Consider the following 17,617-nt stretch of genomic DNA (forward strand, 5'->3'; position numbering starts at 1 on the left):
AGCTTGATTCAAAGCATCGAGATGATTTCAAGGCTCGTCCGAGCCGACCTGCTCGAGCGCATTCAGATTTTCGGGGAAATCGTCGGGCGGACCGTCGGCGGTTTCATGCGTGCGCGGCGGTGACTTGACGACCGGCGGCGGCATCTTGCCGATGCCTTCGTCGATACGCTGCAGCAGATACGGGAAGAACGGATTCGACGCGATGCGGAACATCGAATCGAGTGTCAGAATCAGTGTGCCGCGTTCGCCGCGCGGCGCGAGCGTGCCGAGGTTCTCGTTGAAGTTCTCCGAATCGTCCGGCGCGATGCCGTACAGCGCGTCGGTGATCGGGAATGGAATCGCGACGTGCGACAACGAGAAAATATCCTGCGGATAGTCGATATCCAGCGGCTTGACACGCGTTTGCACTTCGCCCGCATAAACGCTGCGCTCGACAGTATGCGCTGAATCCGGCGACACGTTGGCGATCACCGTCGTGCGATAGTTCTGCGGACCGATGCGCAGTAGGCGCGAGAGCGCCGTGTACGACGCGGAGCGCAGGAAGGTCCTGAAGCGCACGCTGCGGTTCACGTCGAACAGCACGACCTCGCTGCCGTTCTCAGGCAGCTTGTCGTAGAGCGCCGACATCACCGCTGGCGTGCTGACCGTGAAATCCGTCACCGACTGGAACGTCAGGATAGGCGGCAACTTATCGAGCCGGTTCTCGCGCTCGAGCCGCGCAATCTGTTCCTGAATCACGCTCGTGAGGAGAAAGGACTGTCGCGCGCCATTCACAGGAAACGAGTTGTATTTGAACGGGTTGAACTCCGGCACGATGCCGAGCCACGCGGCGCGCGCGAAGGCCGGCAGCACCGCGGGTAATCCGGCGAGACCGGCAAAGCGTGCGTAACGCGTGACGCCGATCATCGGCGAGATCAGCACGACGCGCGTCGGACGCGCGAGCGCGGGATTCTCGATCGCGTCGAGCGCATATTGCAGTGCGAGCGCGCCGCCGTTCGAAAACCCGACCAGCTCGATCGGCTTGTCCGGCCCCACGCGACGGCGCGCTTCACGCACCGCGAGCCGAGTGGCCGCGGTCCAGTCCTGCCAGTGCACGTCGACGAGCCCCGCCGGCACCGTGCCATGTCCGGGTAAGCGGATGCCGATCGCGACGAAACCGCGATCACGATATCGACGCGCGATATGCCGCATGCTGTACGGCGCATCCGTCATGCCGTGCAGCAGCACGACCGCGCCGACGGGTGGCCCCGACGGCTCGAGAATGTACGAGTGATTCCAGTTTTCGGCGAAATGCCACGGAAAAATCGGCGAACCCTCGTAATAGCGGTTCGCCGGAATGCGCTCGGACGGCCGCAGCTTTTCAACGACATTGACGCGCACGTCGTCGAAAATCCGATTTTCCGCTTTGATGTATGCGTTCCAGTCGGCGGTGTCCATTTCCTCGACGGTCATTTCGCGCGGCACATAGGTGTGCCATACCGACAGCTCCGGCCCGCGCTGCGAATTCCACGCGCGTAGCCCCAATGCGAGCACCGCCAGCAGCACCAGAATCCATGCACTTATCTTTATTACCGTCAGTGACGTGCGCAGCATTCGTGTTCTCTTGATGAGATGAAGGTTGCACCGCGCGCAGGCTGCTCTCTGCGTGGTGTGCGCATGCCGCCATCGCGGCGGCTTCCGATGTGGATATCCTAAGGGCTTTTAATCATCGGTTCAAACTTTGTCGGCCGGGCGGGCAACGCGACGTTGACAGCGGCTCGAGTATGAACGGATTATTTTCATGACGAACTGGGGATGCGCGATGTCGCGAGCGCGAATGAATTCGCCCCATTCGCTTCGCTACGTGACATTCGACGTGAGGAAAATGGCACGGAATGCATACGGCGTCGCGGGGAAGGGAGAGGTGCCTCATGGAAGAACGGTCCTTCAGCGACGCCTCGGAAATCGCTTCACTCGACGGCCGTGGAATGCCTGATCAAGGCCTGATCGGGCCGTGCGCTTCAGTAACGAAACCGGGACGTGACCCAGGTCGCGCCCCAGCCTTGCCTGCTCGCCGGTAATTACTGACGGCCGCGGATATTGCCGGCCACGCCGCCCGCCGCGCCGCCGATGATCGCGCCGGTCCACGCATCGCCGCCGGAGATCGCCGCGATGCCCGCACCGGCGCCCGCGCCAAGTGCCGCGCCGCTCACCGTGCCCTGCGTCTGCGGGCTCATGTCCGTGCAACCGATCATCGCAGCCAGTGCGCCAATACTGACGATCCACCCAAGTCGTTTCATGATCGTTCTCCTTACTGATTTTTCTTCAGGCCGGGCATGACCATCTGAAACCAGAGGGTCTCGATCACCGGGTGTTGGATCATCGTGGGATTGGCGGCGTAGTAGCCGTCGAGGCCTTGACGCACGCTGTCCAGTGTCTGGCCTTGCATGCCCTTGCCGAAGCGCTGTGCGATGTCATTGCTGTTCGCCATGTTGCCGGCATAGGCGCGCTCGACGTCGATCAAATTTGAGATGCCGACCAGATACGCTTTCTTCTGCTCATCGGTCGACTGCATCCATTGCTGGCCTGTGACAATTGGAATGCTCTCCGCACGCGCCACGTTGCCCATCATTGCCAGCGATAGAAAAGTCAGAGATAACAGCGTTCGCCATTGTGGTTTGCTTGCCATCACATACTCCAAAGAAGTTATGTTCTCCAGCGGCCCGCCGGCGACCGCATCCGGCGGCGTCGATCGCGTTATTTGGAAGAATGGTCTGTGTGTCTCGTCGAATCTCCTTTCAGGTTCACCGGTCGGCGTGGTTCGCCGGTTCGGCTTCTATTGGCGTTGGGTCGTATCAGCGAATAGACACCTTGATGGCAGAAAATCTCATGGCGGATTGGAGTGATTTGCACACATGCCGTATGCGCGCAACGATTGGACTCGTGTCGACCTCGCCGCGTAATACACGCTATAGAGTCTACAGCCTTTTCTGTAATTTCCAAGCCCGTTTCCTCTCGATGCGCGGCGCGTGACATTTGTGTCAAATTTCATTCGGCAAGCGAAAGGATACGATGCAATGCGCGTCGACACTCGTCAGCTATCCTGCGCTCGATTTGAGCGCCCGTGATATTGCTAGCGATTCGTTATCGACGGCCATTCAGTGTTCTGGCCACGCAATGCGAAAACAGCTTTTGTTTTGCCTGAATGTTCGGCTTCCTGATTAGATCGTCAATCGAAAACGATTCGGATTTATCTATTTCCGGTCGAGGCGTTGCTTCTTCTGATGGCAGCACCAACCAGCAGTGAAACAGATGCGATTTTATGGTTGCGTTTGTCGATCATCTTTATTTTCGGTGGATCACATGTTGCCTGCGGCGGAGGGGCTGCGCAGCAGCGAAGGGGGTGGCGGTGCGCGGTTGACCGTTAGTTGCGTGATGAGTAGCGTGACGGGACGCCGTTTCAAATGCGTACGTGCTCGTCATTAACAGTCTCTAGCTTGTATTTGCTAAATACAGAGTATAGACTGTATCTGTTATTTACAGGTTTTGGGCTGTTACGCCGCCGCAGCCGAACCGGAGATCGACCGTGGACTACGCCATCAAGACACTGAGCCAGCTCAGACCGATCCTGCAGGGCTTCAGGAAGGCCGCCGGCCTCACTCAGGCCGCGATGGCCGCGCATCTCGGGGTCACGCAACAGACCTACGCGCAACTCGAAGCGAATCCGGCGACCGTCAGCGTCGAACGGCTCTTCAGGGTGTTGCGGGTCTTGCAGGTCGATCTGAAGCTCGCGCAGAGCGGATCGACGCAAAGCGTGGCCGTGGAAGACGCCGCGCCGGCGCCGAACCGCTCCCGCCGCGCCGGGAGCGGAACGCCGGCCGCCGGAGCGCCGGTCGCCGGAACGCCGGTCGACGCAAAAAGCAACGCTAAACGCGCCACGCGCGTGCCGCTCAAACCGGGACCGTCGGCGCAAAAGCCCAAAGCGGTCAAACCCGCCAAGGCAACCAAAGCGGCCAGCACCAGCAAGAAACGGGAGGACTGGTAAGCATGGCGCGCAGCACACCGAACCGTCTGAATCTGTGGATGAACGGCCTGCGGGTCGGCGCCTGGGAAACGACACGCAGCGGCGAACGTCTGAGCTATGCCGACGAATGGATCGACGATCCGCAAGGACGTCCGCTATCGCTGTCGCTGCCGTTCACACCGGGCAATCAGGCGTATCGCGGTCAGATCGTCGCCGACTATTTCGACAACCTGCTGCCCGACAGCGAACCGATCCGGCGCCGCATCGCCGCGCGCTACCGGACCGGCAGCGCCGCGCCGTTTGCGTTGCTCACCGCGCTCGGCCGCGACTGCGTCGGCGCATTGCAACTGCTGTCGCCGGACGAAGAGCCGAGCGATCTGACGAGCATCCACGGTCGCGAACTCAGCGACAGCGACATCGCGGCGTTGCTACGCGGCACGACGACGGCGGCGCCGCTCGGGCAGCACGATCCGCTCGAAGACCTGCGTCTGTCGATCGCCGGCGCGCAGGAAAAAACCGCGCTGCTCCGTCATCGCAATCGCTGGCTGCTGCCCGAAGGCAGCACGCCGACCACGCACATCTTCAAGCTGCCGCTTGGGCTCGTCGGCAACATGCGCGCCGATATGCGCACGTCGGTGGAAAACGAATGGCTGTGCTCGCAGATCGTCGCGGCCTACGGGCTGCCCGTCGCGCGTTGCGAAATCGCGCGATTCGATGAGCAGAAGGTATTGATCGTCGAGCGCTTCGATCGCCGTTTGTCGAGCGACGCCACGTGGATCGTGCGTCTGCCGCAAGAGGACATGTGCCAGGCCACTGGCACGTCGGCGCTGCACAAGTACGAGTCCGATGGCGGTCCGGGCATCGAGGCGATCATGGAGATACTCGCGAGGTCCACACGCGCGACGACGGACCGGCGCAACTTCTTCGCGACGCAGCTGGTTTTCTGGCTGCTCGCCGCGACCGATGGCCACGCGAAGAACTTCAGCATTGCGCATCTGCCCGGCAATCGCTACGAATCCACGCCGCTTTATGACGTGCTGTCCGCGCATCCGATCATCGGCAGCGGCGCGGGGCGCCTCGCGGCGCAAAAAGTGAAACTGGCGATGGCGGTTCGCGGCAAGAACGTCCACTACCTGCTCAATCAGATCCAGCGCCGGCATTGGGTGGCCGAAGGACAGCGCGTCGGTTTTTCCGCCGCGGACGTCGATACGCTGATCGATCAGTTGACCGCGCAAACGGAGACGGTGATCGATAGAGTCTCGTCGCTACTGCCTGCCGCCTTTCCGCTGGACGTGGCCGATGCGGTCTTCGACGGCATGCGCCGGCTGAACCGGAAGCTCGCGCAGTAAAGCGCCGCCATCCTGACCGACGCGCGGCACCACGGCAACCTCACGCCCGCCGCGCCGCCGCACCATCGGTCTTCGCCGACGCACGCCACTGCACGCTCAGCAGATGCTCGCGCATGCATTGCGCGGCCGCATCCGCATCGCGCGCTTTCAGCGCATTGACGATCGCCTGATGCTGTTGCGCGAAAAACTGCCGCGTCTCCTGCGCGGACGTTTTCTCGCGCACCTCCGGCTTCACCCGCATACCGTTGATCACCTCCATCAACGCAATCAACGCGGGATTACGCGTGGCATGTCCGATCAGCAAATGAAAGCGATGATCCCATTGCTGCCACTCGTCGTCGTTTTTCGCGGCGGCATTTTTGCGTGCGCATTTCTCCAGTTCCTGCAGGTCGTCGCCACTCGCTTTCGTCGCGGCCAGCGCGGCCAGCGCCGGCTCGAACAGCAGCCGCATTTCGGCGATATCCGCGGGACTGGTGCCGGCGCGCAAGCCGCGCAGCGTCGGCGCAAACTTCAGCGGCCGCGCGCCCAGATAGGTGCCGCGGCCGACGCCGCGCCACACGCGCCCCGACGCCTCGAGCGAAGCGAGCGCCGCGCGCAGGTCGCGGCGGCTCACGTCCAGTTCCTCGGCGAGCTTTCGTTCGGGCGGCAGCGCGTCGCCGTCCTTCAACTGATGATCGGCGATGTAGTCGAGCAGCGCATCCAGTACCGGTTTGTCCATGTTATCCACCGAACCAATTTGTATTGGTCCCAACGATACCAGAATCGCGGCGGCATGACATAGCAGCACCCGGTGATTTTTGATTCGCTATACTGGGTCGCATGTTGATGATTAACACCGGGTGCAACCCGGCTTCGTTAGTTTTACGCTTTCATTTTCTCCAATTGAACCACTCCATATTGGTTCTTCCATTCGGACCGTCGTCGCCAAGGAGTCGCCCATGTCGTTTACAACCCGTCCAGAACTGATCGGCACCTTCGGCATGGTGGCCTCGACGCACTGGCTCGCGAGCGCATCGGCGATGGCGGTCCTCGAAAAAGGCGGCAATGCGTTCGACGCCGCCGCAGCAGCCGGCTTCGTCCTGCAGATCGTCGAGCCGCATCTGAACGGTCCGGGTGGCGAGCTGCCGGTGGTGTTCTACAGCGCGCGCGAAGAACGCGTGCGCGTGCTGTGCGGACAAGGCGTGACGCCCGCGCGCATGACGATCGAGCGGATGCGCAAGATGGGGCTCGACGTGGTGCCGGGCACGGGCCTGCTGCCCGCGGTCGTGCCGGGCGCATTCGGCGCGTGGATGGCGCTGCTGCGCGACTATGGCCAGTTGCCGCTCGAAGAAGTGCTGAGCTATGCGATCGGCTACGCGGAAAACGGCTATCCGGTGCTGCCACGCATGGCATCGTCGATTCTCGCGATTCAGGACTTCTTCCGCACCGAATGGACGACCTCGGCCGAGCAATGGCTGCGCAACGGCGAGGCGCCGATGCCGAACCAGTTGTTCGCGAATCCCGCGATCGCCGAAACCTACAAGCGCATCCTGCGCGAGGCAAATACGCGCAGCGATCGCGCCGAGCAGTGCGAACGCGCGCGTGATGTCTTCTATCGCGGCTTCGTCGCCGACGCGATCGACCAGTACTTCCGTTCGACCGCCGTGCTCGACACCTCGGGCCTGCGCAATAGCGGTCTGCTCGATGCGGGCGATCTCGCGCGCTGGGAGCCAACCTACGAAGACCCGGTGTCTTACGACTACGCGGGCATGCGCGTGCACAAAACCGGCCCATGGGGCCAGGGCCCGATGTTCCTGCAACAGCTCGCGCTGCTGAAGGGTTTCGATCTCGGCGCGATGGACCCCCTCGGGCCCGATTTCGTGCACACGGTGATCGAGTGCTCGAAGCTCGCATTCGCCGATCGCGAAGTGTTCTACGGCGACCCGGCGTTTTCGCATGTGCCGATGGACGTGCTGCTCAGCGACGCGTACAACGACGAGCGGCGCCACCTCATCGATCCGCGCCGCGCGTCGTTCGAATTCCGCCCCGGGCTGCTCGGCGACAGCGAGCAACGCGCCGCGCGCATCGTCGCGAATGCCGGGCGCGAGCAGGCCGGCGGCTTTGGCCAGGGTGAGCCGACGTTCGCGCCGCTGCCCGAATTGCGCGGCGATACCGTGCATCTCGACGTGGTCGACCGCTGGGGCAACATGGTGTCGGCTACGCCGTCGGGCGGCTGGCTGCAGGCGTCGCCGGCGGTGCCGGGGCTTGGCTTCAACGTCACCACGCGCGCGCAGATGTTCTGGATGGAAGAAGGCCTGCCTTCGTCACTCGGCCCGGGCCGCCGGCCGCGCACCACGCTGTCGCCGACGCTCGTCACGCGCGACGGCAAACCGTACGCGGCCTTCGGCACGCCGGGTGGCGACCAGCAGGATCAGTGGTCGCTGCAGCTGTTCCTCAAGCACGTGCATGGCGGCATGAACTTCCAGGCCGCCGCCGATGCGCCCTCGTTCCAGACCGCGCACTTCCCCGGCTCGTTCTATCCGCGCGCGATGCAGCTCGGCAAGATGTCGGCCGAGTCGCGCTTTCCGGACAGCACGCTCGCCGAACTGCACGCGCGGGGCCATGACCTCACCGTCGCGGAACCGTGGGCGCTCGGCCGGGTCTGCGCGGTTGCGATCCGCAACGGTTTGATGCGAGGCGCCGCTACACCGCGTCAGATGCAGGCCTACGCAATCGGCCGATAAGCGGCCCGAAGCAGCCATCAGCGCAGAACGCGTGGCCTCGCCGCGCCATTTCCTTCAGGAGAAGTTGCCGTGTCCGCCGTCGCCGCCCGTCTTGAAAGACTTCCCCTGTCGAGCTTTCACCGCAGACTGCTGCTGATCGGCGGGCTCGGGTACATGTTCGACGGGCTCGATTCGTCGTCGCTCGCGTTCCTGCTGCCGGTCGTCAGCAAGCTGTGGCAATTGACGAGCGCTGAGACCGGGCTCGTCGCGAGCAGCACCTATATCGGCTACTTTTTCGGCGCGTTCCTGTCGGGTGTGCTCGCCGACGTGATCGGCCGGCGCCGCATCATGATGAGCGCGCTCGCCATCTATTGCGTCGCGTCTCTCGCGAGCGCGACCGCGCACGACTGGCATACGTTCTTCGCGCTGCGCGTCGTCGCGGGCTTCGGTTCGGGTGCGGAGACGGTCGTGATCGCGCCGTTTCTCGCCGAGTTCGTGCCGCGCCGCTATCGCGGCATTTTCTGCGGCGCGCTGGTCGGTTTCATGTCGTTCGGCTATCTGACCTCGTCGATTCTCGGCTTCGCGGTGGTGCGCAACTTCGTCGACGGCTGGCGCTATCTGGCCGTGATCACGTCGCTGCCCGTCGTGATGCTGCTGTGGTGGCGCCGGACGCTGCCCGAATCGCCGCGCTGGCTCGAAAGCCAGGGCCGCGCGGCCGAAGCAAACGGCATCGTCGGCCGCATCGAAGCGGCGTTCGTCGAGCGCGGCATTGCGCTTGCGCCCGTGACTGCGAACCACGCGCTACACGCGCTGCCCACGCCGGCCTCGACGCCGGCGCGCGGCAACGCGTGGCGCAACGTGCTCACGCTGTGGTCGCCGCGACTCGCGCGCACGACCGCGGTCAGCTGGCTGATGTGGTTCTCGGTCGCGTTCGCGTACTACTCGTTCTTCGCGTGGATCCCGAGCCTGCTCGTCAAGGAAGGGCTGACGATGACGAAGAGCTTCGGCTATTCGATTGCAATCTATGGCGCGCAGATTCCCGGTTACTTCTCGGCGGCGTGGCTCAACGAAAAGATCGGCCGCAAGGCGGTGGTCGCTTCCTACATGCTGTTCGGCGGCATCGCCGCGATCACGCTCGCGTTTTCTCACACCGGCATACAGATCATGACCGCGGGCATCGCGCTGTCGTTCTTCATGAACGGCGCATTCGCCGGCGTCTACGCTTACACGCCGGAAGTGTTTCCCACCGCGGTACGCACGACGGGCACGGGCTCGTCGTCATCGTTCGGCCGCATCGGCTCGGTCAGCGCGCCGATCCTCGTCGGCCTCGTTTATCCGCTGTCCGGTTTCCTCGGTGTATTCGCGATGACCACGACGGTGCTGGTGATCGGCGCATGCGTGGTGTTCTTCCTCGGCATCGAAACGCGCAACCGCTCGCTCGAAGATATCGAGGCGAGCGAACTCGAACCGGCTCGCGACGCGCGAGGTCAGTTGAACTCCACCCGCATGCACGGCTGAACGCACTGCGACTTTTCACACTTTCCGATGCAAACGCGATGCAAATGATGCAAGGCAACCTGACCGAACCCGCACCGTACGATACGCAGATGCTGGATATCGCAGACCTCGAGCGTCTCGCGCTGGCGATGCGCCTGAAGAACCAACCGCTCGAGCTGTTCCGCGCGGTTCACGCGGTGGCGGCAAAGGCGATAGGCCTAAGCCTGTTCACGATCATGTCCTACGATGCGCGGCGTCACGAGGTCGAACGGGTCTACACGAACCTGCCGGACATCTATCCACTGGGCGGCCGCAAGAAGAAGCAAGGCACCGAGTGGGCGCGACAGATACTTCAGGATCTGAAGCCGTTTCGTGCCGCCACGTCGCAAGGCATTCGCGAGGCCTTCGACGATCATGCGGTGATGACAGGTATCGGTCTCGGCTCGATCCTCAACATTCCGATCGCCTATGATGGCGTGTGCATCGGTACGATGAACCTGACCCACAAGGAAGGCTGGTACACCAGCCGTCATGAAAGCATAGGCCTCCTGATCGGCGCCTTCCTCGTCCCCGCTCTGCTCAAGCAGAATACGGCATCCCCCGCTTGCGCCGCCCGTTCATGAAAACACCATCCGACCTGCAAAACTATCGAGCGGTGACCCATTCCGCCGTCTCGCAAGGCCGCTGGGTGCTGGTCTTCGTGCTCGCCTACCTCGCGCTGATCGCCGATGGCGCCGACGTGATGATGTACGGCCTCACCCTGTCGCGCATCAAGGACGACTTCGGGCTGACCAATGTCGAAGCGGGCGCGCTCGGCAGTCTGACCTTGCTCGGCATGGCGATCGGCGGCATTGTCGGCGGCTGGGCGAGCGATCGTCTCGGCCGCGTGCGGGTCATCGCATGGGCGCTCGCGCTGTTCTCGCTCGGCGCGGGGATGCTCGGGTTCACGCACAGCTTCGTCGAATTCGCGGCGGTGCGCTTTATCAGTTCGCTCGGCATTGGCTGCATGGTGCTGGTCACCACGCTCGTAGCCGAATATGTGCCGACCGAACGGCGCTCGCTGGTACTCGGCATGCTGCAAACCGGCATTTCGGCCGGCTATATCGTCGTGATCGCACTCAGCAACTGGATCCTGCCGCAGTACGGCTGGCGCACGCTGTACTACGTGTCTGCCGTGCCGGTGCTGCTCGCATTCGCGATCAAGTTCGCGGTGCCCGAACCGGCGGCATGGCTCGCGAGCCGGGCTGCCGACCGTGCGAGCAAAACGCGGCTCGTCGACAATCGCTACGCGCAGATTTTCCGCGACCGCCAGGCGCGCACGATGTTCATCCTGTGGACCTTCGCGTCGACCTTCGTGCTGTCCGGCTTTTACGGCCTGAACAACTGGCTGCCGACGTATCTCGAGAAGGAATTGCACATCAAGTTCAGCTCGCTGACCGGCTATATGATCGGCACATACGTGGTCGCCTTCATCGGCAAGATCTTCGCGGGCTGGCTCGGTGACCGCTGGAGCCGGCGCGGCGTGTACGTGCTCGGCTGTATCGGTGCGGCACTCTTTCTGCCCGTGATCATTTTCTGGCACACCCACGACAACATTTCCACGCTGATGCTTGTCTTCGGCTTTCTGTACGGCGTGCCACTCGGCACGATCGGCACATTCATGTCGGAGAGTTTTGCGACGTCGGTGCGCGGCACCGCGGTGGGCGGCTCGTATAATCTCGGGCGCTTCTGTTCGGGGGCGGCGCCGATCGTCATCGGTTTTATCGCGACGCAGTTCTCGATCGGACTTGGCTTTCTCGTGGTCGGCGCGGTGTTCTTTTTGAGCGGCGTGACTGCATTGTTCGTTCCCGACCGGCTATACGACACGCAGCATTAAATCGACGCGAAAATGACGAAATCATGTCGTGTCGATGAATGGCCCAGGTTCCGGCGCTAAAACTGGTCGCCGGATAGCCCGGGCACCACGAGGAAGCATTACTGCGTTCCGGCGACAATGTCTGAAATGGTCCAGTTGTTCGTCGTTACGAGCACATAGTCGCCATTGACACCCAGCCATTTGTGCCCGCGCGGCGGCGCATTGAGGCCATGTCCGCGCCAGTCGTCCATCATGAAGTTGTAGTTACGGTATTCGGCCGGCACACGTTGACCTTTATGCCAGTCACGGTGCGGAATCGTCGGCATCACCTGCTGACGGCCCGTACCGGCCATCTGGCCGCCGCCCTGGTCCTTCATGGGCCCAGCCGCAATCGCGAGCGCGGACATACCGGCAAACGACAAGGCGACGAGTTGCGCAACAAAGCGATTATTCATATTCGAACCTCCGTGCGGTGGATGAAAGCTCCGAGCATTCACGCGATTGACGTGAAAAGTGATCGTCCAGCTACTCGCAGATTCATTAACTCGAACTTCATTGCAGCGATCGCTGGTCTATCGAATGTAATCCTTGCAAATCGCGAGATATCAAATTCGATAATTCAGGCGCGAAGTCGTTAAAAAGTATAGTAAAAGGAAGTTCGACTTCAAGCCGGACCTGCCCACCACGACCGCGTGCGTCAACCCGGCGATTAGCGGGGCGATTCGATTCGTCGCGTCGATCGTCTGGACGGATCGCGCCGTTCCTGGCGGCGGCGCAAGCGCACGCGGCGCTGTCGCCCGCTCGCCACTTCAGCGAGCGGGCGACACTTTGCCAGTCACCGGCCAGATTGATTCGCTTGACTGATCAATAGTCGACCGCATCGCGGATGATCGGGCAGGTCATGCAGTGACCGCCGCCACGTCCACGGCCCAGCTCCGCACCGACGATCGTAATCACCTCGATGCCCTGCTTGCGCAACAGCGTGTTCGTGTACGTGTTGCGGTCGTATGCATAGACGACGCCCGGGGACGCGCACACGAGGTTCGCACCGCTATCCCACTGCGTGCGCTCGCGTTGATAGTCGCTGCCGCCCGCCTCGACCACGCGCAGATGCTTCAGCCCGAGCGCCTCGGCGACGACGTCGGTGAACGGCTTGTTTTCGGCGTGCAACTCGACGCCGCTCGGATGGCTGCTCGGCCGATACGAATAGGTGCGCGTCTTCGCCATGAAGTCCGGGGCGACCAGTACGCAATCGCGATCGGCGAACGTGAACACGGTATCGAGGTGCATTGCCGCGCGAATCTTCGGCATCGCCGCGACGATCACGCGCTCGGCCGCGCCCTTCTTGAACAGCATTGCAGCCAGTTGACTGATGGCCTGCCGCGAGGTGCGCTCGCTCATGCCGATCAGCACGACGCCCTTGCCGATCGGCATCACATCGCCGCCTTCCAGCGTGGCGAGACCGTGGTCCTGAGTCGGGTCGCCCCACCACACGTTGACCTTGCCCGCGAAATCGGGGTGGAACTTGTAGATCGCCGTGGTCAGGATCGTCTCCTCGTGGCGGGCCGGCCAGTACAGCGCATTCAGCGTGACGCCGCCATAGATCCAGCACGTCGTGTCACGCGTGTACAGCGTGTTCGGCAGCGGCGGCAGCAGATATTCGGTGCCGCCCGCCGCTTCTTTCGCGACCTCCAGCGCCTTGCCGCCGTGCGCTTCCGGGAAGTCGTGAGTGGATAGCCCACCAATCAGCGTTTCGGCCAGCTTGCGATTGTCGAGCCCTTCCAGATAGCTTCTCAATTCATCGATAAAGCCGAGGCCGACCTGATTCGGCACCACCTGGTTGTCGAGAATCCACTTCTTGCCTTCGGGCACCGCGACCGTTTCGGCGAGCAGATTGTGCATCTCCACCACTTCGACGCCGCGGTCGCGCATCTTCGTGACGAAGTCGAAGTGGTCGCGCTTCGCGTTCTCGACCCACAGTACGTCGTCGAACAGCAGTTCATCGCAATTGCTCGGGGTAAGACGCTGATGCGCGAGCCCCGGTGCGCAGACCATCACTTTGCGCAGCTGCCCGACTTCCGAGTAGACACCCAATTCACCCGCTTTCGCGTCCGTGTTCGCCATGATGATCTCCTGAATGCCAATGTTGGCCCGCTCTGTTCAATCGGATTTCATTAAAGCTAAATCGCGATCCTTCCGGTTACGAGGCCATAGATGCCGATGATCGCGCCAATGATCGCAACGATAAAAATGATCCAGTCGGAAACGATGAAGACATTCTTGTTCTGCTCGCGCCGAGCCCAGATATAAAGCGCCGTTCCTGGCGCATACAGCACGGCGGAAAGCAGAATGAATTTCAGGCCACCCGCCCAGATCATGAAGACCGTATAGATCGAGGCGATTGCGGCCATGATGAAGTCACGCCGGCGCTCGTCGGCGCGCACGTCGTAACCGTCGCCGCGATTCGCGTTCATGCAGCCGAACACCGCGACGAAGAGGTACGGAATCAACGACATCGCGCTCGTCAGATTCAGCATCAGCGCGAACGCATCGCGCGAGAAGTAGGTGCTGATGACGAGCAGCTGCACCACGATGTTGGTCAGCCACAATGCATTGGCAGGTACCTTGTTGGCGTTTTCCCTCGCGAATACGGCGGGCATGTCTTCAGTCTTTGCCGCCGTGAACAACACTTCGGCGCAGATCAGCGACCAGGCGAGATAAGCGCCCAGTACCGAAATCAGCAAACCTATGCTGACGAAAACCGCGCCCCAATGACCGACCACCGCTTCGAGCACCGCCGCCATCGACGGCTGCCGCATGGCCGCGATGTCGGCGCGCTGGAGCACTGCGTAAGGCAGCATCGTCACGAGCACCATCAGCGAGGTCACGACGACGAAGCCGAGAATCGTCGACTGGCCGACATCGGAACGCTTCTTCGCATAACGGGAATAAACGCTCGCCCCTTCGATACCGATGAACACGAACACCGTGACCAGCATCGTGGCCCGCACCTGCTCGAGGATATTGCCTTCGAGTCCTCCGCCGTAGAGGTTGGCCTGGAACAGGTCCAACCGGAAGCCGAAGATCAGGATCAAGATGAACACCAGAATCGGAATGATCTTGGCGACCGTGACGATACTGTTGATGAAGGCCGCCTGCTGCACGCCCTTCAGGATCATGAAATGAAATAGCCAGATGCCGATCGATGCAACGACGATCGCGACGACCGTATTGCCATCGCCGAACACGGGAAAAAACGCGCCGAGTGTCGACTTGATCAGCACCCAGTAAGAAACGTTGCCGATACAGCTACCGATCCAATAGCCAAATGCGGAGAGAAAGCCCGGATAATCGCCAAAGCCCGCTTTCGCATACGCAAACACGCCGGCGTCCAGTTCGGGCTTGCGTTCGGCCAGCGCCTGAAATACGCGCGCCAGCATATACATGCCCGTGCCCGCAATCAGCCAGGCAATCACGGCACCCACCGGACCGGTGGCATTGGCAAAAGTGCGCGGCAGGGAAAAGATCCCGGCTCCGACCATGCCGCCCACCACCATCCCGGTGAGTTGCATTTTTGACATCTTTTGTGGAGTGGACGCCATTCGGATTCCTTTTAGTTACCTTTTTAACAAGGATCTTTAATCAGATTCGAACGAAACGTGTCTCTCGGCCAATCTTGCTGTTGATCAGCCGCGCTACTCTGCAACCACCACACGAAAAGAATGGTCTGTCCATTGGCGTTTGTCAATTTATCGAAGACAAGGTAACGGACTGTGGCTCGCGATGCGATCGAATCCATCGATGCTGCGTTGCCGAATCTGGTTGAATTTGCGAATTAACAATTCACCACGCATCTGAATCGCTCGCATCGAAAAGTCGCTTTGAATGTCGATGATTTAACAATCATGCGACCTGCCGCATCATCGTCGCGGTTTTCTCAAATGATGGGGAATCGCAGAAGCGAGCTGAACCGGTGGTCGTTCAGAACTACTGAGAAGCACCAGAGCCACAGCTCGAAATGGCGCGCGGGGGTCATTAATAGTCCAAACCCGATGACGATTTCGTAATGGCGGGCTTTGTGAATTTTTCTGACGGAATCGTCTGCGTGTCCGCGCCGCAAGAGGTCCAACTATGATTCGCGCAACTTCCTCAACGTCAGCCGCGCTTCGAGACCGCCGCCGACGCGGTTGTGCAGCGTGAGCGTCGCGTCCATCGCGAGCGCGAGTTGTCGCGCAATCGCGAGCCCCAGCCCCGTGCCGCCCGTTTGACGATTGCGCGACCCTTCGAGCCGCACGAACGGCTCGAACACCGTCTCCAGCGACTCGACCGGAATGCCGGGACCGCGATCGAGCACCGACACGGTAGCCTCGCCATCGTGCAACGCCCCGATATCGATCTGCGCGGCGCCGCCGTACCTCAGCGCGTTATCGACCAGATTGCCAACGATGCGCTTCAACGCCTGCGGACGCATCGTCAGCGACTGGCCGAAATGGCCCTGCAGTGACACTTGCTGACCCGCGTCGACGTAATCGCACACCAGGCTGTCGAACAGTGCATCGGGATCGATGCGGCGCGGCACCTCGGTCGTGCCATGCATCGTGCGCGCATAGGTGACCCCTTCCTTGACCAGCGCCTCCATTTCCTGCAGATCCTGGCGCAGCTTTGCGGCCTCGCTGTCGTTGTCCATCGTGTCGACACGCAGACGCATGCGCGTGATCGGCGTCTGCAAATCGTGCGAAATCGCCGCGAGAATCTGCATGCGCTCGGTCATGTACGTGGCGATCCGGTCCTGCATCGCGTTGAACGCGCGCGCGGCGCGCGCCACTTCGGACGGACCGGCTTCGCGCAGACGCGCGGCCTTCAGGTCGGGGCCGAGCGTGTCGGCCGCGACTGCGAGCTGATTGAGCGGGCGCGTCGCGAGCCGTACCGCCAGCCAGCAGCAGGCCGCGAGCACGAGCAGCTGCAGCGTCAGCACGAGCGGCAGCCAGCGCGACAACGGGGCGCCGGGCATTGGCCGCAGGTCGATGGTGAGCGGCGTGCCGTCGCTCAGTTTCAGGTGCACCTGCAGACGCTCGCGATCGCCCGGCACTGCGTTGACGGTCAACGGATAACGCGTGCCGATGCCATCGCCGATCGACTGCGCGACGCGCGCCGACAGGCTCGCGTCGACCGGGGTGCCTGGCACGCCCGGGCCGAGCACGAACTCATAGCTGCGCCGCGCGAGCCGCGGCAGCCACTGGGCGCGCTCGTCGGGCGGCAGATGATCGAGCAGCGCGACCGAGCTCGCCACCTCGCGCTCGATGTAGCCCATCATGATGTTGGTCATCGTCTGGTCGCGCTCGGTCATCGTGAGCCAGAACGACAGCGCCTGCGCGAGCGCGAGCCCGACGAACAAAATCACCGCGAGCCGCGCGAACAGCGTGCGCGGCCAATGCGGCCAGCGCAGCAACGACGGTGATGGAGATGCGCTCATTGCGGATCTCCGATCGCGGTCACGGCCGCTGAAAACACATAGCCCTCGCTGCGCAGCGTCTTGATGTAGCGCGGCTCGCGCGCGCCGTCCCGCAGGCGTTGACGCAGGCGGCTCACCATCAGATCGATCGAGCGGTCGAACGGATCGGCCTGGCGTCCCTGGGTGAGGTTCAGCAACTGATCGCGCGTGAGCACGCGCTGCGGATGATCGAGAAACACACGCAACAGACGGTACTCCGCGCCGCTCAACGCCACCTCGGTTCCGTCCGCGTCGAGCAGATGGCGCGCGGTCGTGTCGAGCCGCCAGTCGCCGAAGCACAGCATCGGCGCCGACTCCGTCACCTCCATGCCGGGCGGCAGCATGCGCGCGCGGCGCAGCACCGAACGGATTCGCGCGAGCAACTCGCGTGCGGCGAACGGTTTGGTCAGGTAATCGTCGGCGCCCATTTCGAGGCCGACGATCCGGTCCGCTTCCTCGCTGCGCGCCGTCAGCATCAGGATCGGCACTGTGCGGAACTTGCCCGCGCGCAACTCACGGCACAGCACGAGGCCGTCTTCGCCGGGCAGCATCAGGTCGAGCACGATCAGGTCGGGCGCGCCGTTCTCGAGCGCGGCGCGCATCTGGCGGCCATTGGCCGCGAGCGAGACACGCACGCCGTTTTTCTCGAGGTATCCCGCGAGCAGTTCACGGATACCGCGATCGTCATCGACGATCAGTACGTGGTCGGAGGTTTCCATC

Annotated in this window: 15 protein-coding genes; 6 read left to right on the forward strand and 9 right to left on the reverse strand. The window is 62.3% G+C overall.

What is annotated here, in order from left to right; genetic code table 11:
• Positions 1-27: 27 nt before the first annotated feature.
• The 3 genes from HDG34_RS19430 to HDG34_RS19440 all read right to left on the reverse strand — a co-directional run bounded on the left by HDG34_RS19430 (position 28) and on the right by HDG34_RS19440 (position 2,668).
• Positions 28-1,593: a carboxylesterase gene (locus HDG34_RS19430; protein ID WP_184061752.1), complete on the reverse strand. Its 1,566-nt coding sequence runs from the start codon at positions 1,591-1,593 to the stop codon at positions 28-30.
• 467 nt (positions 1,594-2,060) lie between these two features.
• Positions 2,061-2,279, reverse strand: coding sequence for a YMGG-like glycine zipper-containing protein (locus HDG34_RS19435; RefSeq protein ID WP_018422694.1), 219 nt, complete (start codon positions 2,277-2,279; stop codon positions 2,061-2,063).
• An 11-nt stretch (positions 2,280-2,290) separates the two neighbouring features.
• Positions 2,291-2,668 carry a hypothetical protein gene (locus HDG34_RS19440; protein WP_090810644.1) on the reverse strand — a complete coding sequence of 126 codons (378 nt, stop codon included), beginning with the start codon at positions 2,666-2,668 and terminating at the stop codon, positions 2,291-2,293.
• A gap of 897 nt (positions 2,669-3,565) precedes the next feature.
• Between HDG34_RS19440 and HDG34_RS19445 the strand changes: the two genes are divergently transcribed.
• Both HDG34_RS19445 and HDG34_RS19450 read left to right on the forward strand, forming a co-directional pair.
• The gene (locus tag HDG34_RS19445) at positions 3,566-4,024 is read left to right on the forward strand and encodes a helix-turn-helix domain-containing protein (RefSeq protein WP_184061753.1); all 459 of its coding nucleotides are present in this window, start codon (positions 3,566-3,568) and stop codon (positions 4,022-4,024) included.
• A 2-nt stretch (positions 4,025-4,026) separates the two neighbouring features.
• Complete coding sequence (locus tag HDG34_RS19450) at positions 4,027-5,352, forward strand: type II toxin-antitoxin system HipA family toxin (RefSeq protein WP_184061754.1); 1,326 nt, start codon at positions 4,027-4,029, stop codon at positions 5,350-5,352.
• A 40-nt stretch (positions 5,353-5,392) separates the two neighbouring features.
• On the opposite strand, the gene HDG34_RS19455 is transcribed toward HDG34_RS19450, so the two are convergent.
• Positions 5,393-6,070 carry a FadR/GntR family transcriptional regulator gene (locus HDG34_RS19455; RefSeq protein WP_184061755.1) on the reverse strand — a complete coding sequence of 226 codons (678 nt, stop codon included), beginning with the start codon at positions 6,068-6,070 and terminating at the stop codon, positions 5,393-5,395.
• A 220-nt stretch (positions 6,071-6,290) separates the two neighbouring features.
• Here HDG34_RS19455 and HDG34_RS19460 point away from each other — a divergent pair, with 220 nt between their 5' ends.
• From HDG34_RS19460 to HDG34_RS19475, 4 genes are all read left to right on the forward strand, one after another.
• Positions 6,291-8,075, forward strand: a complete 1,785-nt coding sequence (locus tag HDG34_RS19460; RefSeq protein ID WP_184061756.1) for a gamma-glutamyltransferase family protein — start codon at positions 6,291-6,293, stop codon at positions 8,073-8,075.
• A 69-nt stretch (positions 8,076-8,144) separates the two neighbouring features.
• Positions 8,145-9,572, forward strand: coding sequence for an MFS transporter (locus tag HDG34_RS19465; RefSeq protein WP_184023600.1), 1,428 nt, complete (start codon positions 8,145-8,147; stop codon positions 9,570-9,572).
• 38 nt (positions 9,573-9,610) lie between these two features.
• Positions 9,611-10,174 carry a GAF domain-containing protein gene (locus HDG34_RS19470; protein ID WP_184061757.1) on the forward strand — a complete coding sequence of 188 codons (564 nt, stop codon included), beginning with the start codon at positions 9,611-9,613 and terminating at the stop codon, positions 10,172-10,174.
• On the forward strand, positions 10,171-11,427 hold the full coding sequence (locus HDG34_RS19475) for an MFS transporter (RefSeq protein WP_184045142.1): 1,257 nt from the start codon (positions 10,171-10,173) through the stop codon (positions 11,425-11,427). Before HDG34_RS19470 ends, HDG34_RS19475 begins: the two co-directional genes overlap by 4 nt.
• Before the next feature lie 98 nt (positions 11,428-11,525).
• Here the strand turns inward: HDG34_RS19475 and HDG34_RS19480 are convergent, their stop codons facing one another.
• From HDG34_RS19480 to HDG34_RS19500, 5 genes are all read right to left on the reverse strand, one after another.
• Positions 11,526-11,861 (reverse strand): RcnB family protein, encoded by a 336-nt coding sequence (locus tag HDG34_RS19480; RefSeq protein ID WP_184061758.1) that lies wholly within the window; start codon positions 11,859-11,861, stop codon positions 11,526-11,528.
• A 409-nt stretch (positions 11,862-12,270) separates the two neighbouring features.
• A complete protein-coding gene (gene arcA / locus HDG34_RS19485) occupies positions 12,271-13,530 on the reverse strand; it encodes an arginine deiminase (RefSeq protein ID WP_184061759.1) in 1,260 nt (419 codons plus the stop codon).
• Positions 13,531-13,586: 56 nt separating this feature from the next.
• Entirely contained in the window at positions 13,587-15,008 is a 1,422-nt protein-coding gene (locus HDG34_RS19490; RefSeq protein WP_184061760.1) for a basic amino acid/polyamine antiporter, read from the reverse strand.
• 527 nt (positions 15,009-15,535) lie between these two features.
• Positions 15,536-16,879, reverse strand: coding sequence for an ATP-binding protein (locus HDG34_RS19495; RefSeq protein ID WP_090810663.1), 1,344 nt, complete (start codon positions 16,877-16,879; stop codon positions 15,536-15,538).
• Positions 16,876-17,616, reverse strand: a complete 741-nt coding sequence (locus HDG34_RS19500) for a response regulator (protein ID WP_018422680.1) — start codon at positions 17,614-17,616, stop codon at positions 16,876-16,878. The genes HDG34_RS19495 and HDG34_RS19500 overlap by 4 nt, the downstream gene beginning before the upstream one ends.
• Between the last annotated feature and the right edge of the window lies 1 nt (position 17,617).

This window comes from Paraburkholderia sp. HC6.4b (assembly GCF_014200875.1).
GTDB lineage: Bacteria > Pseudomonadota > Gammaproteobacteria > Burkholderiales > Burkholderiaceae > Paraburkholderia > Paraburkholderia tuberum.

Coding starts and splice junctions, on each gene's coding strand:
- HDG34_RS19430 (WP_184061752.1), bottom strand. CDS start 1,593: ATGCTGCGCACGTCACTGACGGTAATAAAGATAAGTGCATGGATTCTG.
- HDG34_RS19435 (WP_018422694.1), bottom strand. CDS start 2,279: ATGAAACGACTTGGGTGGATCGTCAGTATTGGCGCACTGGCTGCGATG.
- HDG34_RS19440 (WP_090810644.1), bottom strand. CDS start 2,668: ATGGCAAGCAAACCACAATGGCGAACGCTGTTATCTCTGACTTTTCTA.
- HDG34_RS19450 (WP_184061754.1), top strand. CDS start 4,027: ATGGCGCGCAGCACACCGAACCGTCTGAATCTGTGGATGAACGGCCTG.
- HDG34_RS19455 (WP_184061755.1), bottom strand. CDS start 6,070: ATGGACAAACCGGTACTGGATGCGCTGCTCGACTACATCGCCGATCAT.
- HDG34_RS19460 (WP_184061756.1), top strand. CDS start 6,291: ATGTCGTTTACAACCCGTCCAGAACTGATCGGCACCTTCGGCATGGTG.
- HDG34_RS19470 (WP_184061757.1), top strand. CDS start 9,611: ATGCAAATGATGCAAGGCAACCTGACCGAACCCGCACCGTACGATACG.
- HDG34_RS19475 (WP_184045142.1), top strand. CDS start 10,171: ATGAAAACACCATCCGACCTGCAAAACTATCGAGCGGTGACCCATTCC.
- HDG34_RS19480 (WP_184061758.1), bottom strand. CDS start 11,861: ATGAATAATCGCTTTGTTGCGCAACTCGTCGCCTTGTCGTTTGCCGGT.
- arcA (WP_184061759.1), bottom strand. CDS start 13,530: ATGGCGAACACGGACGCGAAAGCGGGTGAATTGGGTGTCTACTCGGAA.
- HDG34_RS19490 (WP_184061760.1), bottom strand. CDS start 15,008: ATGGCGTCCACTCCACAAAAGATGTCAAAAATGCAACTCACCGGGATG.
- HDG34_RS19495 (WP_090810663.1), bottom strand. CDS start 16,879: ATGAGCGCATCTCCATCACCGTCGTTGCTGCGCTGGCCGCATTGGCCG.
- HDG34_RS19500 (WP_018422680.1), bottom strand. CDS start 17,616: ATGGAAACCTCCGACCACGTACTGATCGTCGATGACGATCGCGGTATC.